A 22328-nucleotide genomic window follows, 5' to 3' on the forward strand; every position below is an offset into this window, starting at 1 on the left:
CCTGGGGAAAACCCCACCCCACCCCACCCCGGCCCGTCCGGGCGGCCGGGCCTGCGTCAGTCGCGGTCGCGCCAGGGCAGCTCGGCCGTCACCGTCGTGGGGCCGCCCTGGGGGGAGTCGACGACCAGCAGGCCGTCCACGGAGCCCAGCCGCTCGCTGAGCCCGGCGAGACCGCTGCCGCTCGCGGTGCTCGCCCCGCCCCTGCCGTCGTCCCGCACCTGGATCATCAGGCGCCCGTCGGACCGCCACAGCTCCACCGCGGCATGGTCCGCCCCGCTGTGCTTGCTGATGTTCTGCAGCAGCTCGGAGACGGTGAAGTACGCGATGCCCTCGATCGCCGGCGCCGGCCGGGACGGCAGGTCCACGCTCACCTGGACCGGCACGGTGCAGCGCGCGGCCACGGACGACAGGGCCGCGTCCAGGCCGCGGTCGGTGAGGACCGCCGGGTGGATGCCGCGGGCCAGGTCGCGCAGTTCCTGCAGGGCGAGCTTCACCTCGCCGTGGGCGTCGCCGACCATCCTGGCCGCCGCCTCCGGGTCCTCCTGGAGCTTCTCCTTGGCCAGGCCGAGGTCCATGGCGAGGGCCACCAGGCGGGCCTGTGCGCCGTCGTGCAGGTCGCGCTCGATGCGCCGCAGGTCGGCGGCGGCGGTGTCCACCACGGTGCCCCGGTCGGACTCCAGCTCGGCGATGCGGCGCTCCAGCTCGTCCGAGGGCGACAGCAGGGCGCGCACCATCGCCCGGTCCGCGTTCGCCAGCCCCCGTGCGATGAAGGGCAGCACCGGCCACGCCACGAACAGCGAGGTCAAGGCGATGGTGAAGGTCGCGATGCCCCACGGCAGCCGGGCGAGGAAGTACAGCCCGTGCCGCCACGCCACCGGGTCCTTCAGCGACGTCCACAGCCATGGGAAGAAGCCCATCCGTCCCGGCCGCAGCGGGCGCGGCTCGTCCACCGCGACCCCGAGCAGCCCACGGGCCCGGATCCGCTCCAGCCACCCCAGCAGCCGGCAGCCGGCCAGCCCCAGCGCCAGCAGCGGCAGGCCGACGACCGTGACCGACAGGCCGATGCCGAGGGACAGCACGACGACGACGTAGACAAAGCCCACGAGGTCGACCGCCAGGTTCGTCAGGAGATATGAGATCTCCTTCCACGTCACCGGGTCGAAGGCGAGCCGCGCCGGTGGGAGGGGGGCGTCCCCGCGCTGGGAGTTGGTGGTCATGGGGCCAAGCCTGCCGGTGGGCGGGGGGCTGCCGCCATGGGGTGCGCCTGCGGGGACGAGGTGGGGTTATCCGTACCCCGCTCACACGGGGTGGCTGCGACGCCTGAGGCAGGGCCTAGACTCCGTTCGTACAGATCGTCTAAAGATCCGCCGGGATCGCTGGACAACGCACGAACGACGAGAGAACGAGGGGCGGACGGACGTGGACTACTTCCACGGCTACTCGGTCGTCGGCCTGGTCGCGGTGCTCGGGGTGCTCTTCGTGGCCGTGGCCTTCGGGGCCGGCCGTCTGCTGCGGCCGGTCGTGCCCACGCAGGAGAAGATGCTCACGTACGAGTGCGGCGTCGACCCGGTCGGCGAGGGCTGGGCGCACACCCAGATCCGCTACTACGTCTACTCCTTCCTGTACGTGATCTTCGCGGTCGACGCGGTGTTCCTCTTCCCGTGGGCGACGGTCTACGCGGCCCCGGGATACGGCGGCACGACGCTGGTGGAGATGTTCGTCTTCCTCGGCTTCCTCGCCGTCGGCCTGCTCTACGCATGGAAGAAGGGGGTCCTGGAATGGACGTGACCACCCCCGAGCCCCAGTACCTGCCCGAGCCGCGCCGGCTCGGCACGCTGGCCCGCCTCGCACCCGAACCCATGAAGGTGGTCCTCAACTGGGGCCGCCGCTACAGCCTGTGGGTCTTCAACTTCGGGCTCGCCTGCTGCGCCATCGAGTTCATCGCCGCCTCCATGGCCCGGCACGACTTCATCCGGCTCGGCGTGATCCCCTTCGCGCCCGGCCCGCGCCAGGCCGACCTCATGATCGTCTCGGGCACGGTGACCGACAAGATGGCGCCCGCCGTCAAGCGCCTGTACGAGCAGATGCCCGAACCGAAGTACGTGATCTCGTTCGGCGCCTGCTCCAACTGCGGCGGGCCCTACTGGGACTCGTACGCCGTCACCAAGGGTGTCGACCAGATCATCCCCGTCGACGTCTACGTGCCCGGCTGCCCGCCGCGGCCCGAGGCGCTGCTGCAGGGCATTCTCAAGCTGCAGGAGAAGATCGCCCGCGAGTCGCTGGGCGAACGCTACGGCGAGGGCGGCGCCCCGCAGGTGTCGGCCCAGGCGCTGCGCAGCGGCCTGGTGCAGGCACCGCCGCCGCCGGGGGAGGCCGCGAAGTGACCACCCCCTTCGAGCGGCTGACCGGTCCGGCGGCCGTCGCCGAGGTCTTCGGCCCGGAGGCCACGGCGGAGGAGGCGTACGGCCTGCTCACCGTGGACGTGCCCGCCGGTGCCTGGACCGGCGCCCTGCAAGCCGCCCGCGACGTGCTCGGCTGCACCTTCTTCGACTGGCTCAGCGCGGTCGACGAGCCCGGCTCCGGCTTCCGGGTCTGTGCCCACGTCGTCGCCCCGTCCGTCGGCTCCGTACGGCGGCTGCTGATCCGCACCACCGTCCCGCACGACGCGCCGGTGCTGCCGACCGCGACCGGTGTCTACGCGGGCGCCGCCTGGCACGAGCGCGAGACCCACGAGATGTTCGGCGTCGGCTTCACCGGCCACCCGCACCTGGCGCCGCTGCTGCTGCCCGACGGATTCGAGGGGCACCCGCTGCGCAAGGACTTCGTGCTGGCGGCGCGGGTCGCCAAGGCCTGGCCGGGCGCGAAGGAACCGGGGGAGCCCTCGGCGGGAGCGGCGCACGGCGGCCCCAGGCGGCGCCAGATGCTGCCGCCGGGCGTGCCCGACCCCAACGACTGGGGCCCGATGAAGGGCCAGCTCCCGCCCGCCCCGGCCCGCCCCGCGCGTACCCCGCGCGCGGCCGGTACCACGGGCGCGGCCGGTGCCCCCGGAGCCGCCGCTGGGGAGCGCCCCGCGCGGCGCACCCGCGGCGTCACGGAGGGCCCGGCCGAGACGGCCGCGGACGCCCCCGCGGCGCCCCGCAAGCGCACGCCGGACGCCCCCTGGGAGGTTGCCCAGGACACCCCGGCACCCGCGCCCGCCGCCGCGCCGGCGACCCCGCCCGAGGGGGAGCCCGGGAGCGAACCCGCGCCGCCCGCGGAACCCGGGGACCGCCGCGGCAACGGCGACGGCGACCGCAACGCGAACGGCAACGAGCACGGCAACGAGAACGGCAACGACGGCGACACGGCAGAAGGAGGCGGCACCCCGTGAGCGACGCACTCGACGTGATCCTCCGCCTGCTCGCCGTCCTCGCGGTCTTCCTCGTGCTGCCCCTCGTCGTCGGCCAGACCGAGCACAAGGTGATGGCCCACATGCAGGGCCGCCTCGGCCCGATGTACGCGGGCGGTTTCCACGGCTGGGCGCAACTCGTCGCCGACGGCGTGAAGTTCGCGCAGAAGGAGGACGTGGTCCCGGCCGACGCCGACCGCAAGGTCTTCCAGCTGGCTCCGGCCGTCGCGCTGCTCCCCTACCTCCTGGTCCTCGCCGCGATCCCGCTCGGCCCGAACGGCCTGGTGGGCCAGACCATCGACGCCGGCCTGTTCTTCGTGCTGGCCGTGATGGGCGTCGGCGTCCTGGGCTCGCTCATGGCGGGCTGGGCTTCGGCCAACAAGTTCTCCCTGCTCGGCGGCCTGCGGACGGCCGCGCAGCTGATGTCGTACGAACTGCCGATGCTGCTCGCCGCCGCGTCCGTCGCCATGGCCGCCGGGACGCTCTCGCTGCCCGGCATCGTGGAGGCGTACCAGTGGTGGTGGACGCCGTGGCAGCTGATCGGCGCCGTCGTCTTCTTCACCGCGGGCCTGGCGGAGCTGCAGCGGCCGCCGTTCGACATGCCGGTGGCCGACTCGGAGATCATCTTCGGTGCGTACACCGAGTACACGGGCCTGCGGTTCGCGCTGTTCCTGCTCGCCGAGTACGCCGGCATCGTCGTGCTGTGCGGGCTGACCACCGTCCTGTTCCTCGGCGGCTGGCACGGCCCGTGGTCCGACAGCCTCGGCTGGCTGTGGACGCTGGTCAAGACCGGCCTGCTGGCCTTCGTCGTCATCTGGCTGCGGGTCACCTACCCCCGTATGCGCGAGGACCAGCTGCAGCGCTTCGCCTGGACCTTCCTCATCCCGCTCGCCCTCGCCCAGATCGCGCTCACCGGCGTGGTGAAGGTGGTGACCTCCTGATGGGCATCCCCGGTTCCGGCCTGGCCAAGGGCCTGGCCGTCACCCTCCGTACGATGACGCGGCGCTCGCACACCGCGCAGTACCCGGAGGCGCAGCCCGAACTCCCGCCGCGCAGCCGCGGCGTGATCGCGCTGTTCGAGGAGAACTGCACGGTCTGCATGCTCTGCGCGCGCGAGTGCCCCGACTGGTGCATCTACATCGACTCCCACAAGGAGACGATGCCGGCCGCCGCGCCCGGCGGCCGCGAGCGCAGCCGCAATGTGCTGGACCGCTTCGCCATCGACTTCTCGCTCTGCATGTACTGCGGCATCTGCATCGAGGTGTGCCCCTTCGACGCGCTGTTCTGGTCGCCGGAGTTCGAGTACGCGGAGACCGACATCCTCGACCTCACCCACGAGCGCGACAAGCTGCGCGAGTGGATGTGGACGGTGCCCGCCCCGCCGCCGCTCGACCCCGCCGCGGAGGAGCCCAAGGAGCTCGGCGCGGCGCGCAAGGCCGCGGAGAAGGCCTCGGCCGCCGCGCAGCAGGCGGAGGACGAGGCGTGAACCTCTCCGCAGCGGCCCACCCGGGCTTCCTGTCCCCGACGGGCGTCGAGATCGTCTTCGTGCTGGTCGGCATCGCCACGCTCGGCGCGGCCGCGGTCAGCGTCACCACCAAGCACCTGGTGCACGCCGCCCTGTGGCTGGTGGTGGCGCTCGGTGGGGTCGCCGTCGAATACCTCCTGCTCACCGCCGAGTTCATCGCGTGGGTGCAGGTACTGATCTACGTCGGCTCCGTCGTCGTCCTCGTCCTGTTCGGCCTGATGCTCACCAAGGCGCCCATCGGCCCCTCCCCGGACGCCGATTCGGGCAACCGGATCGCCGCGCTGACCGTCGCGACCGCGTCCGCCGGCACCTTGGTGTGGCTGGTCGTCGACGCCTTCCGGTCCACATGGATCGACGTGGACCACGGCGTGCAGGGCTCCACCGAGGTCACCGGGCAGATCCTGTTCCGGCACTGGGTGCTGCCCTTCGAGGCGCTGTCGGTGCTCCTGCTGGCCGCCCTGGTCGGCGCCATCGTGCTGTCCCGCAAGCAGTCCCGTCAGCAGCCCGGGGAGCGCTGATGCATCTCGCCTATCCCGCCGTCCTGGCCGTCCTGCTCTTCTCCGTCGGCCTGTACGGGGTCCTGGCCCGGCGCAACGCCATCCTCGTCCTGATGTCGGTCGAGCTGATGCTGAACGCGGTCAACCTCAATCTGGTCGCCTTCGACGTGTGGCTGCGCGACACCTTGCACGCGGGGCAGGCGCTGACGCTCTTCGTCATCGTCATCGCCGCCGCCGAGATCGGCATCGGGCTCGCCATCGTCCTGCTCGTGTACCGCAACCGGGGCACCTCGGACATCGACCGGCTCACCGAACTCGTCACGGGGGACGGCGAGGACGATGGGGGCGTGTCCACCGCCGCACCGAAGACGCCCGAGAGCCCCGAGAAGAACGCCGAGGCCGCCGCGTGACCCTGACGACCCTCGCCGTCCTCGTCCCCCTCCTGCCCTTCCTCGGCGCCGCCGGCGCGCTGCTGCTCGGCCGCACCGCGCCCGGCTTCGTCCGGCCGCTGGCGGTCCTGCCGACGGCGACCGCCTTCGTGCTTGCGGTGATCGTCGCGACCCGCCAGGGCAGCGGCGCGGCCACCGACGCGGCCACCCGGCTCACCCCGACCGGCTCGGTGCCGATCGACCTCGCCCTGCACCTCGACGGCTTCTCGGTGCTCATCGCCGTGCTCGTCGGCCTGGTCGCGACCTGCGTGCAGCTGTACTCCACCGGCTACCTGCGCGAGGACCCGCGCTACGCCTCCTACTCCGCGCTGGTCTCCCTCTTCACCGCCGCCATGTTCCTGGTCGTCTACACCGGCGACCTGATGGTGCTGCTGGTGGGCTGGGAGATCATGGGCATCTGCTCGTACTTCCTGGTCGGCCACTACTGGGAGACCGAGGTCGCCCGCGCCGCCTCCCTCAAGGCCTTCCTGGTCACCAAGCTCGGCGACGTCCCCTTCCTGATCGGCGTCTTCGCGCTGGCCGCCGACGCCGGGACGTTCCGGATCAACGGCATCCTCACCGCGGCGACCCACGGCGGCCTCGCCCACCCGACCGTGATCGGCCTGCTGCTGCTCGCCGGTGTGGCGGGCAAGTCCGCGCAGTTCCCGCTGCACACCTGGCTGCCGGACGCCATGGCCGGCCCCACGCCGGTGTCGGCGCTGATCCACGCCGCCACGATGGTCGCCGCCGGCATCTACCTCGTCGCCCGGCTGCTGCCGGTCTTCGAGGCGTCCGCCGCGGTGCTCACGGTGCTCGCGGTGACGGCCGCCGTCACCATGGTCGGCTCGGGCCTCGCGGCGTTCGCCCAGGACGACATCAAGCGGGTCCTGGCGTACTCCACGATCGGTCAGCTCGGCTACATGGCCGGCGCCCTCGCCGTCGGCGACCGCGGCGCCGCCGTCTTCCACCTCCTGTCGCACGGCGCCTTCAAGGCCCTGCTCTTCCTGGCCGCGGGCGTGGTCATCCACGCCGCGGGCACCAACTCGCTCGCCGCGATGTCCCGCATGAGCGACATCGGCAGGCGTGCGCCGGACGCCATGTGGACGATGGGCATCGCCCTGGCGGCCCTGGCCGCGATCCCTCCCTTCTCCGGCTTCTTCTCCAAGGAGTCCATGCTGCGCGCCGCCGAGCACGCCTCCTCCGGCCACGCCAAGGGCGTCCCGGCGGGGGCCGGCTGGCTGGTCCTGATCGCAGCCCTGGTCACCGCCGTACTGACCGCGGGCTACGCCACCCGGCTCTTCCTGCTCGCCTTCCGCGGCCGCGGACCCGCCGCTCCCGAGGCGCACGCCAAGGAACCGGCCGTGATGAACGCCGTGCTGTGGGTGCTGGCCGTCCCCACCCTCGCCTTCGGCGCGGTCTCCCTGGTGCCCTCCCTCCTGGATCTGCCCGCCTGGTTCGACGGCCGAGAACTCGCCCCGACCCTGGTGACCTCGATCCTCGGCGTCGGCCTCTCCCTCGTCGGTGTGCTCGCCACCTACGGCGCCTGGCAGGCGATGTCCGCCCGCCGCGCCGCGCCGCTCGGCGCGGTCGTGACCGCCGGGGCGGCCGCCGAGGAGGAGCCCGCCCTCACCGAGGCCGCCGCGCTGCAGACGCACGAGCAGGTCTACGGGGACGTCGCCGCCGCCCACGACCCCGCCGACCCCGGGCGCCTGCTGCTCGGCCCGCTCTTCGGCCCCGCCTCGCACGGCTTCCGCCTCGACGCCGTCTACTCGGCGCTGTTCGTCCGCCCGGTGCTCGCCGCCTCGGGCCTGGTGCGCTTCCTCGACCGCGAGGTCGTGGAGACGTACGTGCGCGGTGCGGGCGGCCTGCCCCGGCTGATCGGCGCGGTGGTGCGGCGTACCCAGACGGGCAATGTGCAGACCTACATCAGCGTGCTGCTGGCCGGCTCCGTGATCCTCGCCGTCCTCGTCGCCGTCGGAGCGTGAGCCGTGAACGACACCGTCCTCCCGTACGTCCTCGCGGCCGTCGTCGTCCTGCCGCTGCTCGGGGCCGCCGGCGCCCTGCTGCCGCCCCCGCCCGGCCTCAAGGGCAAGAACCCTGACCAGGCCGTGCTGCGCCACGGCGTGACCGTCACCGGTCTGGTGCTCGCCCTCACCGTCGTCCTGGCCGCCGGGTTCGACCACGGCCGGCCGGCGACGATGCAGGCGACCACCGACATCAACTGGATCCCGGCGCTCGGCATCCACCTCCACCTGGGTGTCGACGGCATCAGCCTCCCCCTCCTCGTCCTGACCGCGCTGCTGACCTTCCTCTGCGCGCTCTACAGCTACTTCAAGATGCCCGCGGGCCCGTCCCCGAAGGCGTTCGTCGCGCTCCTGCTCCTGCTGGAGTCGGGCACGCTGGCGACCTTCGCCGTGCTCGACCTGGTGCTCTTCTTCCTGGCCTTCGAGACCGTCCTGATCCCGATGTACTTCCTCATCGCCCGCTGGGGCGGCGAGAACCGGGAGAAGTCCGCCCTCCGCTTCATCCTCTACACACTGCTCGGCTCCGTGGTCATGCTGCTCGGCCTGCTCCTCATCGGGGTGAAGGCCGGCACATTCGACATGGTGGCACTCGCCACTGACAGTGGCCCCGCTGCTGCGCTCAGTCACTCCACGCAGCTGATCGCCGTCCTCGCCATCGGCATCGGTCTCGCGGTGAAGGCCCCGATGTGGCCGCTGCACAGCTGGCTCCCCGACGCCCACACCGCGGCCCCCACGGTCGGATCGGTGCTGCTCGCCGGCGTCCTGCTGAAGATGGGCACGTACGGCTTCGTGCGGATCCTGCTGCCGATCGCCCCCGACGGCATGCGGACCTTCGCGCCCTATCTGGCCGCCTTCGCCGTCGTCGGGATCATCTACGGATCGCTGGCGTGCCTGGCGCTGGCCCGCAGCGGCACCGGCGGCGACCTCAAGCGCCTGATCGCCTACAGCTCCGTCGGACACATGGGCTTCGTCCTGCTGGGCATCGCCACCCTGACCCCGACCGGCGTCAACGGCGCGCTCTTCGCCAACATCGCCCACGGCCTGATCACCGGCCTCCTCTTCTTCCTGGTCGGCGCCCTGAAGGACCGCTACGGCACCACCGACCTGGACGGCCTGGCGGGCCGTACCGGCGCCGCGCTCTACGGCCGCGCCCCCCGCATGGGCGCGCTGCTCGCCTTCGCGGCCGTCGCCTCCCTCGGCCTGCCGGGCCTGGCGGGCTTCTGGGGCGAGATGCTGGCCATGTTCGGCTCCTTCGAGCCCGCCGCGGGCCTGGACCGGGGCGCGTACCTCACGTTCACCGCGATCGCCGCGTTCGGCACCCTGCTGACCGCCGCGTACCTCCTGGTCGTCGTGCGCCGGGTCTGCATGGGCGACCGCGACACCGTCACCGGTGCACCGGCCCTCGCCGACGTACGGGGCTACGAGTTCGCCGCCTGGACCCCGCTGGTCGCCCTCACCGTCCTGGCCGGCCTATGGCCCGCCGTCCTGCTCGGCCTGACCGACCCGGCCGTGCGCTCCCTGCTCGGAGGCAGCTGATGAGCCCCCTCGCCACCTCCGTCATCCAGTCCGTCGACTGGGCGGCGATTGCGCCGCCCGCCATTGCCGCGGCGGCCGCGCTGGTCGTGCTCGTCACCGACCTGTTCCTGCCCGAGGGCCGCAAGCAGGTGCTCGCCTGGATCACCGTCGGCGGCCTGGTCCTGGCCGGGCTCGGCCTGCTGCCGCTGCTGGACGGCGACCGCACCACCTTCTGCCTGGCCGGCCGTCCCGGCGAGTGCTCCTACGTCGCCGACCACTTCACCCTGGTCGTGCAGTTGCTGGTGCTGGCCGGGGCGCTGGTCGCCGCCCTGCTCTCGGTCCACCTGACGGACCGGATGCCGGCCGGCGAGTTCTGGTTCCTGCTGCTGTCCTCGGCCGCCGGGGCGGCGCTGCTGCCGGCCTCCCGCGACCTGGCGACCCTCGTCATCGCACTGGAGGTCACCACACTGCCCTCCTTCGCGCTCGTGGGCCTGCGCCGCGGCGACCGCCTGTCGGGCGAGGCGGCGCTGAAGTTCTTCCTCACCTCCGTCGCCGCGACCGCGGTCACCCTGCTGGGCGTCAGCTTCGTCTACGCCGCCACGGGCAGCCTCCACCTGAACGCCATCGCCCGTGGCCTGGACGCAGTCGATCCGCGCCTGGACGCCCTCGCCGCCGCGGGCGCCGCCCTGACCGTCGTCGGGTTCGCCTTCAAGCTCGCGGTGGCCCCCTTCCACTTCTGGGTGCCCGACACCTACACCGGCGCCCCGCTGCCCGTCGCCGGCTACCTGTCGGTCGTCGGCAAGGCCGCCGGCTTCTCCGGCCTCATCCTGGTGACGGTCGTCGCCTTCGAGCCGTACGCGCACGTGTGGGGCCCCGTCGTCGCGGTCCTGGCCGCGCTCACCATGACCGTCGGCAACGTCGCCGCCCTGCGGCAGCGCCCCGGCCAGTCGCGCAGCGCGGTGCGCCTGCTGGCCTGGTCCTCCATCGGCCAGGCGGGCTACCTCCTGGTGCCGATCGCCGCCGCCGCGTACGCCGACCCGCAACGCCAGGTCGGCATCACCCTGGCGTACGCCCTGATGTACGGCGCCGTGAACCTCGGCGCCTTCGGCGTCGCCGCCCTCGTCGCCCGCACGGCGCCCGGCAACCGGCTCACCGACTACCGCGGCCTGTACGCCCGCCACCCGTTCGCGGCGCTCGCCATGGCCTTCTTCCTGCTGTGCCTGGCCGGTCTGCCGCCGGGCGTCATCGGCCTCTTCGCCAAGGTCGCCGTCTTCTCCTCGGCGGTCGACGCGGGCCTGGGCTGGCTGGCCGCCGTCACGGCCGTCAACGTCGTCATCGCCCTGGTGTACTACCTGCGCTGGACGGCCCTGCTCTTCACCCGCGCCGAGGCCCCGGCCGCGGACCCGGCGGCCGCCGAGCGCACCCGTACCCCCGCCCCCCTGACGGCCGCCATCGCGCTCACCGCCGTCATCGGGGTCGCCCTGTCGGGTGCGCCGCAGCTCGTCCTGCGCTTCGCGTCGAGCACGCTGCTCTGAGCACTCGCTCCGAGCATCCTGTGGAAAGCGCACAAGGGAACTAACGTCCCCCCGGTGGCGTTGGCCCTTACAGGAGGTTCTCCTAGGAAAACGGAGAAAACGTCTTCCTGCTGCACATCTTGGAGGGTGACCGTGCACCGCCGGCACAACGGGCTGAAGACCGCCGCGCTCCTCGGCGGACTGTCGGCACTCATCCTGGTCATCGGCAGTTTCTTCGGCCGGACGGGACTGGTCGTGGCGCTCGTCATCGCGGTCGGCACCAATGCGTACGCCTACTGGAACAGCGACAAGCTCGCCCTGCGGGCGATGCGCGCGCGGCCGGTGAGCGAGTTCGAGGCCCCGGCCCTCTACCGGATGGTCCGCGAGCTCTCCACCGCCGCCCGGCAGCCGATGCCGCGGCTCTACATCTCCCCGACCGAGGCCCCCAACGCCTTCGCCACCGGCCGCAACCCGCGCAACGCCGCGGTGTGCTGCACCGAGGGCATCCTGCGCATCCTGGACGAGCGCGAGCTGCGCGGCGTCATCGGCCACGAGCTCAGCCACGTCTACAACCGCGACATCCTCATCTCCTCGGTCGCCGGCGCCCTGGCCTCCGTCGTGATGTTCCTGGTCAACTTCGCCTGGCTGATCCCCATCGGCCGCTCCGACGACGACGAGGGCCCCGGCCTGCTCGGCATGCTGCTGCTGATGATCCTGGGCCCGCTGGCGGCGTCCCTCATCCAGCTCGCCGTCAGCCGCTCCCGCGAGTACGAGGCCGACGCCTCCGGCGCCCGCCTCACCGGGGACCCGCTCGCCCTGGCCTCCGCCCTGCGCAAGCTGGACGCGGGCACCAAGCGCCTGCCGCTGCGGCCCGAGCCGCGGCTGGAGACCACCAGCCACCTGATGATCGCCAACCCGTTCCGCCCGGGCGACGCGTCCAAGCTCTTCTCGACCCACCCGCCGATGGCCGAGCGCATCGCCCGGCTGGAGGAGATGGCCGGTCACCGCCCTTGAGTGCCGGTCACCGATCCCTCGCGGGCACCGCCCGCGCTCCCGTGGGAGGCTGACAGCATGAAGCCGATCAACCTCGTCCTGAACGTCGTGTGGCTGATCATCTGGGGGCTGTGGATGGCCATCGGCTACGCCCTGCTCGGCCTGCTGATGTTCGTCTTCATCGTCACCATTCCGTGGGGCATCGCCTCGCTGCGCATCGCCAACTACGTGCTGTGGCCGTTCGGCCGCACCACGGTGGAGCGCCCCGGCGCCGGCGTCGCCTCGACCATCGGCAACATCATCTGGCTGATCTTCGCGGGTATCTGGCTCGCCATCGGTCACGTCGTCGCCGGCATCGGCTTCTGCCTGACGATCATCGGCATCCCCTTCGGCATCGCCAACTTCAAGATGGTGCCGATCTCCCTGGTGCCGCTCGGCCGCGAGATCGTCCCCGTCGAGGAGTGAGGCGCGGCGGTCCGCGGGGGAGGGCTCAGCCGGGCGCGATGTTGTGGTTGAGCCGGAAGACGTTGTCCGGGTCGTACTCGGTCTTCACCCGCGCGAGCCGGCTCAGATTGTGCGCGCCGAACCCGGCGATGACCCGCCCCGCGCCCTCGTCGCCGATGAAGTTGAGGTAGACGGCGCCGGTGGACCACGGCTTCATGTCCTCGCGCACGTCGTGGGCCCACTGCCGCGCCCGGCCGTCGTCCGCGGGGTTCTCCCACAGCCCGAAGGGGTGGGCCACCCAGGCGGCACGGCGCCAGGGCAGCGGGTAGTCGTCAGGGCCGTGCGTCATGGCGCCGCCGCAGGGGAAGAGGACCTGCTGCGAGGGGGAGGGGACGACCATCGCCCGGGACCTGGCGCAGAAGCGTTCCACGGCCTCGTCCGGCAGCGACTCCAGGTACTCCGCGGACCAGTAGTTGCGGTAGCCCGGAGGGTCGTCGAACATGCCCTGCAGCTCCGCGTACGGCAGTTCCGCGATCATGCTGCCCTCGGGGGAGAGGGCCAGCAGCGGCGCGATCAGCTCCCGCGCCGGCTCCTCCTGGCCGATGTACGTCACCAGGGCGGCCGCCACCATGGTGCCGGCCATGTGCGGCGGGACGAAGTCCTCCGGCGGGGCCGTCACATAGAGCATGGCGCCGCCGACCTCCGGTGGCGCCGACTCCATGAAGTCCCGGTAGGCGCGCAGCAGTTCCGGCCCCGCTTCGGGCGGCCACAGCAGCAGGGCCGCGGTCATCCGCGGCACGGGGTGCAGCCGCAGCGTCAGCGAGGTGACGACGCCGAAGTTCCCGCCGCCGCCATGCAGAGCCCAGAACAGCTCGGGGTTCTCGTCCTGCGCGGCGCGCACCATGGTGCCGTCCGCCGTGATGAGCTCGACCTCCTCCAGGCTGTCGCAGGCCAGCCCGAACCTGCGCTCCAGCCACCCCGAACCGCCGCCCAGGGTGAAGCCGCACACCCCGGTCGTCGACACCCGGCCGCCGGTGGTGGCCAGGTCGTACGGCTGCGCCGCGCGGTCCAGATGACTCATCAGGGCGCCGCCGCCGACCCGCGCCGTACGCGCCCGGGGATCCACCACCACCGCGTGCATGCGCCGCAGGTCGACCACGAGACCACCGTCGGTCAGGGACGTACCGGCGACGCTGTGGCCGCCACCGCGCACGGCGATCTCCAGCTCGCGCCCGCGCGCGAAACCGACCGCCGACGCCACGTCCCCGGCCGACGCGCAGAGCGCGACGACCGCCGGACGCCGGTCGATCATCGCGTTGAAGACGGTGCGGTTCTCGTCGTACGCCGGATCGCCCGGAGTGACGACCTCCCCGTCGAGGCCGGAACGCAGCGCATCCAGTGCCGTGTCGTCGAGGATCCGGGGTGCCATCGCGTGCCCCTCTCTCCTCCTCCACGGTAGGACGGGGCCCCGGCGGCGGCACGTCGGGCCGGGGGCCCCGCCGGGCTCCGGGCGGGGCGCGGGCGGGCTAGGCGGACAGCCCGGCCGCCAGGGCGGCCCCAAGCTCCCAGCAGGCCTCCAGATCGCCCTTGGAGGGCTCGCCGGTGACCATGACCTCGGCCGCCGCCTGCTCCCAGCCCAGACCCGTGGTGATCGACCGGATCCCGCGCACGGTCCCCGTCAGGTCGCTCCCGCCGTGCACCCAGTAGCCGAAGGGGCGGCCGCGCGTCGCGTCCAGGCACGGGTAGTAGACCTGGTCGAAGAAGTGCTTGAGCGCCCCCGACATGTAGCCCAGGTTCGCGGTCGTGCCGAGCAGGTAGCCGTCCGCCGCCAGCACGTCGGAGGCGGTCGCGGACAGCGCCGGCCGCCGTACGACGTCCACACCCTCGATCCCGTCCGTCGTCGCGCCCGCGACCACTGCCTCGAACATCGCCTGGAGATGGGGCGAGGGCGTGTGATGGACGATCAGGAGCGTGGCCACCTCAGCCGACCGGGGCCGCGGCGGCGGGGATGCTGTCCATGAAGGAGCTGACGGAGAACACGGCGTTGCCGGGACCGGCCGGACCGTACCCGGGCGGCGAGGACAGGCCGTACTCCTCCAGCGTCGCGCGGTACACGTCCAGCAACCGGATGTGGTACTCCAGCGGCGCGCCCTCGGGGTTGGCCTTGCCGAGCGGCGTCGTCGGCTCCGGGCACCAGGTGGTGAAGCGCGGCGTGATGCCGCGCGACATGAAGAAGCGCAGGCCCTCGGCGGTGGAGTCGATCGCCTCGCCGACACTGGTGAAGCCGAACGGCTCGGCCATCTCCACGCCCGCCACGAAGTTCGGGATCACATTGCGCGGGCCGAAGATCTCGGCGGAGTCCAGGATGCGGCGGTGCCACTCGTCGCGGCCGACGTGCTGCTCCTTGCCGGGGCAGTACAGCTCGAACAGCCGGCGGTCCCACACCTCGTAGTTGGGGTGGTAGATCTGCACGCCGTAGTCCTTGAAGCGCTGCACGTCCTCCTTGGGCAGCGCCTGGGCGACGACCTTGCCGATCCAGCGGCCGGGGAAGCGCTCCTCGATGGCCTTGGCGTAGTGCCCGTAGAAGTCGGCCTCGTCGCGGCCCGCCACCTTGCTGGTGATGGCCCCGCCGGTGAGGGTGTACGCGGTGGAGGTCTTCGCCGTGTCGTACTTGTCGATGATCTCCAGCGCCTCCAGCACCTCCTCGACCGGCTTCACGCCCGTGTACGGACGGCCGGCCGCCTTGTGCTGGCGCCAGTTGTGGTTGATGTCGCAGTACTGGCACTCCGCCTTGGCGCCGAAGTACTGGCAGACGCGGAAGACCGTCAGGTAGATGAGGTAGCCCCACTGGATCGTCGGCGCGACCTCCATCACCGACTTCCCGTTCTCCAGGGTGTGCCGGTAGTAGTCCGGCATCGGCGGCAGGCCCACGTCCGCGATGCGCACCCCGTCCAGGTACAGCCCCAGCACCCCGCGGCCGCCGGCCTGGACCCGGTACGGCGAGGACGGGTTGACGCGGACCGACACCACGGTGCGGCGCAGGTCGTACGGACCGCCGGTGAGCACGATCTCCTCGGGCGGGCGGTTCAGTGCGGCGGCGCCCAGCTCCGGCAGCGTGCGGTGGTCGAAGGAGAAGATGAAGTACGACTTCGGTTTCACGTCGCCGTCGTCACCACCGCTGAGCGCGGAATCGTCGAACGCGATCCCGCCACGCAGCAGGTCCTCCTTGATGACCGCTTCGCGTGGCACGTGCGGGAAGCGGCCCATCAGGTCTTCCACCACTGCGGTGCGGTTCTGCATTGCCCGGCTCCATCCTCGAGACGACTGCCCGGGTCCCACGTGGAGGGTGGGCCCGAGGAGACCTTCAACGAACGACCCTACGCATGCCGGGGCGGTTCACGATGGCGGCCCCTCCCGTTCACCTCGGTCTGCGTACGGGGAGGAACCCGTCCGAATCCACCCGTGCCGGCGCCCCGGCGACCTCGCGGACCCGTCGGCCTACGACAAAGGTCCCGGCCGCCTCCTCCGGCCGGGACCTCGGCGTGCCGCGGTCAGCGGTAGTTCACGAACTGCAGGGCGAAGTCCAGGTCCTTGCCCTTGAGCAGCGCGATGACCTCCTGAAGGTCGTCGCGGCTCTTCGAGCTCACCCGCAACTCGTCGCCCTGCACCTGCGCCTTGACGCCCTTGGGCCCCTCATCGCGGATGATCTTGGCGACCTTCTTCGCGTTGTCCTGGGAGATGCCCTCCTCGATCGACGCGAAGATCTTGTACTCCTTGCCGGACAGCTGGGGCTCGCCCGCGTCCAGCGCCTTCAGCGAGATCCCGCGCTTGACCAGCTTCGTCTCGAAGACGTCGAGGATCGCCTTGACCCGCTCCTCCGAGTTGGCCTGCATCGCGATCTTGTCCCCGGACCACGCGATCGAAGCGCCGACGTTCTTGAAGTCGTAGCGCTGCGAGATCTCCTTCGCGGCCTGGTTGAGGGCGTTGTCGACCTCCTGCCGCTCGACCTTCGAGACGATGTCGAAACTGGAGTCGGCCATCTTCTGTTGGCTCCTTGGCTCTGATCCGTCAGGTCCGCGACCCACCACCGGGCCGCTCCCGCAAGCCTAGCCATCCGACCCGCCGGAGGCGCTGATCAATAGGGTGGCGGAGCACCCCCACGCATCGGGTATTGTTTACGACGTCGCCACGGGGACCACGCAAAACGGCCCCTGGAGACACTTCCCAGGCGGTGTGCCCGAGTGGCCAATGGGAGCGGACTGTAAATCCGTCGGCTTAGCCTACCCAGGTTCGAATCCTGGCGCCGCCACAGTGGAAACACAGCCCCTGAACTGCGGAAACGCAGAGCAGGGGCTGTTTTGCCTGCTTCGGCCGGTGGGGGCCCCTGTCTCGCTCCGTCCCGTTCACGCATGAACCCTCCGAGCGGCTGTGGACAGGGATCCGGGGGCCGGCCTGCGGCTGCGGGACATGTGTGGGACGGGCGGACCGCGCCCGGTGAGTGTCCGAGCCCGGTCGTTGTCGTGGTCGCATTGTCGGTGGCTCGTGCGAGGCTCCCGGTCCAGCCGTACGAGGAGATCATCATGGGTACCTGGGCTACCGGCGCCTTCGACAACGACAGTGCCGCAGACTTCGCCCACGCTCTCGACAACGCCCAGCCCGAAGAACGTGAAGCCCTGGTCCGGGGCGTACTCACCCGTACCGTGGAGGCCAGCGGCTGCCTCACGGAAGCGGAGGAGGCTGTGGCCGCCGCGGCACTGATCGCGGCGCAGTGTCCGGGCGGGGAACCAGTCGACACGCCCTACGGCCCTGAAACACCCATGCCGAACTTCCCCCTCGACCTCCGGACCCTGGCGGACGAAGCCCTTGCCCGCGTCGTCAGTGACGAATGCGGATTGGCGTCGAACTGGATCGACCCACGAGACGGCAGGCAATGGCGTACGACGCTCAACCGGCTTCGTGGCGTGCTCCTCCCGCCGCCACCAACCATCCCCCTCTTTGCTGTCGAGCCGTAGCGCAGGGCAGCGAGTTGTGTGAGGCGGGTGTGGTCGCTGTCGACGCCGAGGCGTTCAGCGGCCCAGGACACCGCCGGCCGGGGCGACCCAAGTGCCTGGTGCTCGGGGCCGCGGCAGGTCTAACCTCGGCGGATGGCCTTGGAATGGGAACAGGTAGTTGTCCACTCGGAGGATCCGGCGGCCCTCGGGCAATGGTGGGCCGAGGCCCTCGGCTGGGTCGTGGTCCACTCCTCCGACGATGAGTTCGAGATCCGCCCGGAGCCCGATCGGCTGCCGGGGCTGGACTTCGTCCGGCTCGCTGAGAGCAAGAAGGCCAAGAGCCGGCTGCATCTCGACTTCAGGCCCGATGACCAGGCCGCCGAGGTGGCCCGCCTCGAAGCCCATGGCGCGAAGCGGGTCGACATCGGCCAGGGCGACCAGTCGTGGGTGGTCCTGGTGGACCCCGAGGGCAACGAGTTCTGTGTCCTCGGTCAGCGGCAGCCGTAGGAGCCGTAGGGGCCGTAAGGCTCGGTAGCGGGGTACCCGGCGCGGACGGCGGTGTGAATCAAGGGGATCCGTCCGCGCCGCGGGTACGGTGACGTTCCGGTCCCGCGAGCCGTGAGCTCTTCGTATGACGCCGAGCCGATCGAGCAGCAGCCGTGACTGACGCGGCCTCACGCGCGGAGGAACGGGTCGCGCGCGTACGGGACGACCCGGCCGGACGGTACGCGCCGGCGCGGGAGTTCTACCAGGTGGCCTCGGGGCCACGGCGCCGGTACGGACATGCCGAGTTGAGCTTCATGCGCTGGTCGCTCGCCCGCGTCGTGCTCGCGCCGGAAACCGCCGAGCGGCCCGGCAGTCCCTGGTGGCGGGCCGTCAACGAACGCCTGCTGCGGGACAAGACCGAGGCCCACCTGCTGTGCGCCGGGAACACGGCCGCGGCCGACGCCCGCAGCGTCGAGTTCTGGGTTCACTTCTCCGCGCACCCGACCCCGGCCGCTGGTACCGCGCGCACAACGCCAGCATCGTCGCGGGCTACCTGGAGCGCGAGGACCTGGCCGCCGCCGAGTCGCGGGTGGAGCGGTTCATGATGAACGTCGCGCTGCTGCGCGTCCTGTTCACCCACGCGATGCTGGCGCGGCCGCGCCTCGCGCTCGGCCGGGCGGCCGCCCTCGGGCCCCTGCTGCCCGACCCGCGGCACCGGGCCGTCCGGATGTTCCTCGACCTCGGCCGGTCCTTCCTGCCCGACTATCCGGTGACCACACCCATCGACGAGACCGTCCTCGACGAGCACGCCCTCGCCCGCATGCTCGACTACGGACTGATCGTCCCGCGGCTGCCCGCGCTCTACGCGTTCTCGGCCGAGTCGCTGGGCCACCGCGGCTGACGGACCTGCTGGACGACGGTGTCCCGGCCTACGCGTGGCCGCGCAGGGAGCGGCGGACCCGGTACATCGGCAGCACGGGTCCCCATCTGCGCGTGATCGCCCGCGCCAGCGGCGCGCGCCTGTCCTGGGAACCGTCGCCCCTGGCCCCCGCGCGCCGCCGCGAGCCGCCCGGTGGGCAGAACCGCTGACAGGGCCGCGACCCGAACGTTATGAAGGTCCTTTGCAGTCGGGTTGTCACGGACGGATGGGGTAGGCGAATTGACCGGGTTGACCGAGAGGACATCGACATCGCTGGCCGAGTTGATCGTGGACAGCGTCGCGCCACGGTTCCCGGCAATCTCGCCGGACGGCTGCGCGGTCGCCTACGCGGCGAGCACGATAGGCGTCCGGGAGCGCCCGGCCAGCACCCTGTGGCTGGCGTCCGCCGACGGGAGCGCGCCTTCCCGACGGCTGACCGAGGGGACGGGCCGGTACGGCGCACCGCGGTGGGCGCCGGATTCGGCGTCGCTGTTCTTCACCGCGGGCGGCCAGCTGCACCGGATACCGGTCGGGGGCGGGGAGACGGAGACCCTCACGTCCTGGGCGAGCGGTATCGCGGGCCAGTTGCCGCTGGCCGACGGACGCACGGTCGCCGTGATCGCGGAGGACGAGCCCGACGCGGAGGACGAACGCAGGGAGGCCGAGGGGGACGACGCCGAGGTGTGGGGCGAGCGGGTGCCCTTCGCCCGCCTGCGGCTGCTCGATCTCGGCAGTGGTGAGCTGCGCGTGGTGGACCAACTGGGCGACCGGCACGTCGTGCACATGGCGCAGCGCCCGGACGGCGGCCCGCTGGCGGTGGTCAGCTGGTCGAGCCCGGACATCGATCCCGGGTTGTCCACCGCCGAACTGCACGTGGTGGACCCGGTGTCGGGGGCCGTGCACGACCTCGGCCCCGCCGGGCCGGATGCGAGCTCGCCGGCCTGGTGGGCCGCCGACGACGGGTGGCACCTGGCCTACCTGACGACCACTCCTCCCGGCACCGTGGGCGGCAGCGCGGTCCTGGACGTCGCCGTTCCGGAGGCCGGCCCCGCCGCGGAGCACCGCAATCTGACGGCGGACACGGTCGTCTGCCCGACCGAACTGGTGCAGGCCGCCGACGGCCCGCCCTTGGCGCTGTTCGCCGACGGCCTGGACACCGCTCTGTTCCGGCTGGACCCACGGGACCTGCGGTTCCGGCGGCTGTTCAGCAGGCAGGGCATCGTCCACGCGCTCAGCGTGAGCGGGTCCGGTGGGACGATCGCCGTGATGGCGGGCACGGCCCATGAGCCGAAGGACGTGCACGCCGGGTCCCCCGAAGGTGCGCTGGCCCGGGTCAGCGACACCAGGCCGCAACTGCGCGACGTCGTGTGGGGGAGTCAGGAACGGCTGTCCTACAAGGCGTCCGACGGCCTCGCTCTGGACGGGCTGCTGCTCCTGCCGCCCGGCCGGAGCCGCGAGGACGGCCCTTTCCCGCTCATCACGATCGTGCACGGCGGCCCGTACGGGCGCTACGCCGACGAGTTCCAGTTCCACATCGACCTGCCGCCGGGGCAGTGGTTCGCGGCCGCCGGGTACGCCGTCTTCCTGCCCAACCCGCGCGGCGGCGAGGGCCACGGCCATCCCTTCGCGGCGATGGCGGCGGGGGCGGCCGGCGGTGCCGAGTGGACCGACATCACCGAGGGCATCGACCTGCTGATCGCGGAGGGCGTCGCGGACCCGGACCGGCTCGGGATCGGCGGCTGGAGCCACGGCGGGTACATGGCGGCGTGGGCGGTGGGGCAGACCGACCGCTTCAAGGCCGCGGTGATGGGTGCCGGGGTCAGCGACTGGGGCATGCTCGCCGCGACCGGCGAGTGGGGACCGGCCAACGAGGCCGGCGTCAGCGGCAGCGTCGGCTGGGAGGGACCGGGCCCGCACCCGCACGACCGGGTCAGCCCGATCTCGTACGCGTCCAGGATCCGCACCCCGGTGCTGATCCTGCACGGGGAGCACGACACCAATGTGCCCATCGGCCAGGCCGTCCTCTTCCACCGCGCACTGCGGCACTTCGGTGTCGAGCACGAGTTCGTCACCTACCCCCGCGAGGGCCACATGATCGGTGAACGCGGCCATCTGCTCGACCTGCTCCGGCGCACCCGGGCGTGGTTCGACCGCCGGCTCGGCAGCCCCGGTGCCGGCAGCCCCGGTCAGGACGGGCGGCCGGTGGACGGGCAGGGCAAACCGGCCTGATCCGGGCCCGCGGAAGTGCCGACCGCGGGCCGGCTCAGCGCCAGTCGGTGTAGTGGCCGAGCCGCCGGTCGCCGGCGTCGTACTCGTCGACCGAGGTGATCGTCCGTCCGCCGGGGACGGGGGCGGCCCAGGCGCGGTACCCGGTACCGGGGAGGGTGATCACAAAGGCCTTCACCTGGCTGCCGTCGGAGAGGTGGAGCACGCCGTAGGCGACCTCGGGGCCGGGGTGGGAGACGATCAGCCGGGTGCCGGTGGTGCCCTTGTCGTGCAGGCCCCACAGGCCGGTGTTTCCGCCGGCCTGTGGGTCGTCGGTGCCGGTGACGGGCTGGCAGTCGCTCCAGGGGCCGCCCTGGTGGTCGATGCGTACCCCGCCGATGTACATGCGCTGGCAGAGCAGGGCGTCGCCGGGAGTGGTGCTGCCGTCGGGGAGGACGAGCCGGGTGTAGCCCTCGGGCAGGGTGCGGTGGAACTCCAGCGCCACCGACCAGGGCTGACCGTCCGTCGTCCCCTCGGCGACGCGGACGGTGACCGTGTCGGGGGTGCGGGCCGTGCCGGTGGCGGTGGGGCTCGCGGAAGGGGAGCCCGTGTGCGCGGGGCCGGCCGAGGGGTGCGAACCGAGGAACGGCAGGGTCAGGGCGGCGGTGAGCACGCACGCGGCTCCGGCCGTGGCGGCGGCCGCGGCCCGGCGGCGCCTCCTGCGGGTGCGCGCGAAGGTCAGGATCCGCTCGACGGGCGGCCGGGACGAGGGGTAGGCGTCGCGTGACCTGGCGAAGGCGGCGCGCAGCCGGTCTTCCTGCTCGGGGTCGGGAGTCATCGTGCCTCTAGGGGGCGGCCGGGCCGGTGGGGAGGGGCGAGCCTGGCGTCGCTGCGCAGTCTGGCCAGGGCCCGGGACGCCTGGCTCTTCACGGTGCCGACCGAGCAGCCGAGGACGTCGGCCACTTCCTCGGCGGACAGGTCCTCGCAGTAGCGCAGCACCACGACCGCCCGCTGGCGCTCGGGCAGGACGGACAGCAGGCGGGCCAGGGCGTCGTTCCCGTCCACGGCGCCGACGCCCGCCCCGTCGTCGGGGACGGGGCGGGTGTCGGGCACGGAGGCGAGGAGGAGATGGGCGATCCTGCGGCGGCGGTGCCGGCTGCGGTTGGTGTTGACCAGGGCGCGCCGCACGTACTGCTCGGCGGACTCGGGCCGCAGTCGGCGCCAGTGCGGGTACACCCGGGCAAGCGTCGTCTGCACCAGGTCCTCCGCCTCGTGGAAGTCGCCGGTGAGCAGGTACGCGGTGTGGGTCAGGGATCGCCAGCGGGCGGCGACGAAGCGGGAGAACTCCGCGTCCGGTCCGCTGTCGGCGGCCCTGCGATCACGTGACTGCACGGCAGGA

24 protein-coding genes and 1 tRNA gene are annotated in these 22328 nt (G+C 72.2%); 18 read left to right on the forward strand and 7 right to left on the reverse strand.

Going from position 1 to position 22328, the window contains the following annotated elements; all coding sequences use genetic code 11:
- Nucleotides 1–56: 56 nt before the first annotated feature.
- Nucleotides 57–1217 (reverse strand): sensor histidine kinase, encoded by a 1161-nt coding sequence (locus tag PV364_RS04915; protein WP_319658425.1) that lies wholly within the window; start codon nt 1215–1217, stop codon nt 57–59.
- A 202-nt stretch (nt 1218–1419) separates the two neighbouring features.
- Between PV364_RS04915 and PV364_RS04920 the strand changes: the two genes are divergently transcribed.
- The 12 genes from PV364_RS04920 to PV364_RS04975 all read left to right on the forward strand — a co-directional run bounded on the left by PV364_RS04920 (nt 1420) and on the right by PV364_RS04975 (nt 12349).
- Nucleotides 1420–1788, forward strand: a complete 369-nt coding sequence (locus tag PV364_RS04920; protein WP_319658426.1) for an NADH-quinone oxidoreductase subunit A — start codon at nt 1420–1422, stop codon at nt 1786–1788.
- Nucleotides 1779–2384 (forward strand): NADH-quinone oxidoreductase subunit B family protein, encoded by a 606-nt coding sequence (locus PV364_RS04925; protein WP_319658427.1) that lies wholly within the window; start codon nt 1779–1781, stop codon nt 2382–2384. The genes PV364_RS04920 and PV364_RS04925 overlap by 10 nt, the downstream gene beginning before the upstream one ends.
- Nucleotides 2381–3370, forward strand: a complete 990-nt coding sequence (locus PV364_RS04930; protein WP_415924526.1) for an NADH-quinone oxidoreductase subunit C — start codon at nt 2381–2383, stop codon at nt 3368–3370. Before PV364_RS04925 ends, PV364_RS04930 begins: the two co-directional genes overlap by 4 nt.
- Nucleotides 3367–4329, forward strand: coding sequence for an NADH-quinone oxidoreductase subunit NuoH (gene nuoH / locus PV364_RS04935; RefSeq protein WP_319658428.1), 963 nt, complete (start codon nt 3367–3369; stop codon nt 4327–4329). The genes PV364_RS04930 and nuoH overlap by 4 nt, the downstream gene beginning before the upstream one ends.
- Entirely contained in the window at nt 4329–4874 is a 546-nt protein-coding gene (locus PV364_RS04940) for an NADH-quinone oxidoreductase subunit I (protein ID WP_319658429.1), read from the forward strand. Before nuoH ends, PV364_RS04940 begins: the two co-directional genes overlap by 1 nt.
- Entirely contained in the window at nt 4871–5431 is a 561-nt protein-coding gene (locus PV364_RS04945; RefSeq protein WP_319658430.1) for an NADH-quinone oxidoreductase subunit J, read from the forward strand. Before PV364_RS04940 ends, PV364_RS04945 begins: the two co-directional genes overlap by 4 nt.
- Complete coding sequence (gene nuoK, locus PV364_RS04950; RefSeq protein WP_319658431.1) at nt 5431–5820, forward strand: NADH-quinone oxidoreductase subunit NuoK; 390 nt, start codon at nt 5431–5433, stop codon at nt 5818–5820. Before PV364_RS04945 ends, nuoK begins: the two co-directional genes overlap by 1 nt.
- On the forward strand, nt 5817–7823 hold the full coding sequence (locus PV364_RS04955; protein ID WP_319658432.1) for an NADH-quinone oxidoreductase subunit L: 2007 nt from the start codon (nt 5817–5819) through the stop codon (nt 7821–7823). Before nuoK ends, PV364_RS04955 begins: the two co-directional genes overlap by 4 nt.
- 3 nt (nt 7824–7826) lie before the next feature.
- Nucleotides 7827–9398, forward strand: a complete 1572-nt coding sequence (locus PV364_RS04960; protein WP_319658433.1) for an NADH-quinone oxidoreductase subunit M — start codon at nt 7827–7829, stop codon at nt 9396–9398.
- Complete coding sequence (locus tag PV364_RS04965; RefSeq protein WP_319658434.1) at nt 9398–10912, forward strand: NADH-quinone oxidoreductase subunit N; 1515 nt, start codon at nt 9398–9400, stop codon at nt 10910–10912. The genes PV364_RS04960 and PV364_RS04965 overlap by 1 nt, the downstream gene beginning before the upstream one ends.
- A 132-nt stretch (nt 10913–11044) precedes the next feature.
- Nucleotides 11045–11905: a zinc metalloprotease HtpX gene (gene htpX, locus PV364_RS04970; RefSeq protein ID WP_319658811.1), complete on the forward strand. Its 861-nt coding sequence runs from the start codon at nt 11045–11047 to the stop codon at nt 11903–11905.
- A 57-nt stretch (nt 11906–11962) separates the two neighbouring features.
- Nucleotides 11963–12349 (forward strand): YccF domain-containing protein, encoded by a 387-nt coding sequence (locus PV364_RS04975; protein ID WP_319658435.1) that lies wholly within the window; start codon nt 11963–11965, stop codon nt 12347–12349.
- Nucleotides 12350–12374: 25 nt separating this feature from the next.
- On the opposite strand, the gene PV364_RS04980 is transcribed toward PV364_RS04975, so the two are convergent.
- The 4 genes from PV364_RS04980 to PV364_RS04995 form a co-directional block, all read right to left on the reverse strand.
- Complete coding sequence (locus PV364_RS04980; protein WP_319658436.1) at nt 12375–13757, reverse strand: FAD-binding oxidoreductase; 1383 nt, start codon at nt 13755–13757, stop codon at nt 12375–12377.
- Nucleotides 13758–13854: 97 nt separating this feature from the next.
- Entirely contained in the window at nt 13855–14307 is a 453-nt protein-coding gene (locus PV364_RS04985; protein WP_319658437.1) for a flavodoxin family protein, read from the reverse strand.
- A gap of 1 nt (nt 14308) precedes the next feature.
- Nucleotides 14309–15628, reverse strand: a complete 1320-nt coding sequence (locus PV364_RS04990; RefSeq protein WP_319658438.1) for a radical SAM protein — start codon at nt 15626–15628, stop codon at nt 14309–14311.
- Nucleotides 15629–15879: 251 nt separating this feature from the next.
- Nucleotides 15880–16368 carry a YajQ family cyclic di-GMP-binding protein gene (locus PV364_RS04995; protein ID WP_319658439.1) on the reverse strand — a complete coding sequence of 163 codons (489 nt, stop codon included), beginning with the start codon at nt 16366–16368 and terminating at the stop codon, nt 15880–15882.
- 187 nt (nt 16369–16555) lie between these two features.
- On the opposite strand from PV364_RS04995, the gene PV364_RS05000 reads away from it, so the two are divergent.
- The 6 genes from PV364_RS05000 (at nt 16556) to PV364_RS05025 (ending at nt 20953) form a co-directional block, all read left to right on the forward strand.
- A tRNA-Tyr gene (locus tag PV364_RS05000) sits at nt 16556–16637 on the forward strand.
- Between the two features lie 271 nt (nt 16638–16908).
- Nucleotides 16909–17340: a DUF4259 domain-containing protein gene (locus PV364_RS05005; protein ID WP_319658440.1), complete on the forward strand. Its 432-nt coding sequence runs from the start codon at nt 16909–16911 to the stop codon at nt 17338–17340.
- A 132-nt stretch (nt 17341–17472) separates the two neighbouring features.
- The gene (locus PV364_RS05010; RefSeq protein ID WP_319658441.1) at nt 17473–17826 is read left to right on the forward strand and encodes a VOC family protein; all 354 of its coding nucleotides are present in this window, start codon (nt 17473–17475) and stop codon (nt 17824–17826) included.
- Nucleotides 17827–17978: 152 nt separating this feature from the next.
- Nucleotides 17979–18410 (forward strand): hypothetical protein, encoded by a 432-nt coding sequence (locus tag PV364_RS05015; RefSeq protein ID WP_319658442.1) that lies wholly within the window; start codon nt 17979–17981, stop codon nt 18408–18410.
- Nucleotides 18407–18706 carry a hypothetical protein gene (locus tag PV364_RS05020; RefSeq protein ID WP_319658443.1) on the forward strand — a complete coding sequence of 100 codons (300 nt, stop codon included), beginning with the start codon at nt 18407–18409 and terminating at the stop codon, nt 18704–18706. Before PV364_RS05015 ends, PV364_RS05020 begins: the two co-directional genes overlap by 4 nt.
- A 267-nt stretch (nt 18707–18973) precedes the next feature.
- The gene (locus PV364_RS05025; RefSeq protein ID WP_319658444.1) at nt 18974–20953 is read left to right on the forward strand and encodes a S9 family peptidase; all 1980 of its coding nucleotides are present in this window, start codon (nt 18974–18976) and stop codon (nt 20951–20953) included.
- 34 nt (nt 20954–20987) lie between these two features.
- On the opposite strand, the gene PV364_RS05030 is transcribed toward PV364_RS05025, so the two are convergent.
- Nucleotides 20988–21767, reverse strand: a complete 780-nt coding sequence (locus PV364_RS05030; protein ID WP_319658445.1) for a hypothetical protein — start codon at nt 21765–21767, stop codon at nt 20988–20990.
- On the reverse strand, nt 21764–22321 hold the full coding sequence (locus PV364_RS05035) for a SigE family RNA polymerase sigma factor (protein WP_319658446.1): 558 nt from the start codon (nt 22319–22321) through the stop codon (nt 21764–21766). Before PV364_RS05035 ends, PV364_RS05030 begins: the two co-directional genes overlap by 4 nt.
- Nucleotides 22322–22328 lie beyond the last annotated feature (7 nt).

Source organism: Streptomyces sp. MI02-7b, from assembly GCF_033793585.1.
Lineage (GTDB): Bacteria > Actinomycetota > Actinomycetes > Streptomycetales > Streptomycetaceae > Actinacidiphila.

Coding starts and splice junctions, on each gene's coding strand:
- PV364_RS04995 (WP_319658439.1), bottom strand. CDS start 16,368: ATGGCCGACTCCAGTTTCGACATCGTCTCGAAGGTCGAGCGGCAGGAG.
- PV364_RS05010 (WP_319658441.1), top strand. CDS start 17,473: ATGGCCTTGGAATGGGAACAGGTAGTTGTCCACTCGGAGGATCCGGCG.
- PV364_RS04990 (WP_319658438.1), bottom strand. CDS start 15,628: ATGCAGAACCGCACCGCAGTGGTGGAAGACCTGATGGGCCGCTTCCCG.
- PV364_RS04925 (WP_319658427.1), top strand. CDS start 1,779: ATGGACGTGACCACCCCCGAGCCCCAGTACCTGCCCGAGCCGCGCCGG.
- PV364_RS05030 (WP_319658445.1), bottom strand. CDS start 21,767: ATGACTCCCGACCCCGAGCAGGAAGACCGGCTGCGCGCCGCCTTCGCC.
- PV364_RS04980 (WP_319658436.1), bottom strand. CDS start 13,757: ATGGCACCCCGGATCCTCGACGACACGGCACTGGATGCGCTGCGTTCC.
- nuoK (WP_319658431.1), top strand. CDS start 5,431: ATGCATCTCGCCTATCCCGCCGTCCTGGCCGTCCTGCTCTTCTCCGTC.
- PV364_RS04965 (WP_319658434.1), top strand. CDS start 9,398: ATGAGCCCCCTCGCCACCTCCGTCATCCAGTCCGTCGACTGGGCGGCG.
- PV364_RS04915 (WP_319658425.1), bottom strand. CDS start 1,217: ATGACCACCAACTCCCAGCGCGGGGACGCCCCCCTCCCACCGGCGCGG.
- PV364_RS04940 (WP_319658429.1), top strand. CDS start 4,329: ATGGGCATCCCCGGTTCCGGCCTGGCCAAGGGCCTGGCCGTCACCCTC.
- PV364_RS04975 (WP_319658435.1), top strand. CDS start 11,963: ATGAAGCCGATCAACCTCGTCCTGAACGTCGTGTGGCTGATCATCTGG.
- PV364_RS05020 (WP_319658443.1), top strand. CDS start 18,407: ATGATGAACGTCGCGCTGCTGCGCGTCCTGTTCACCCACGCGATGCTG.
- PV364_RS05005 (WP_319658440.1), top strand. CDS start 16,909: ATGGGTACCTGGGCTACCGGCGCCTTCGACAACGACAGTGCCGCAGAC.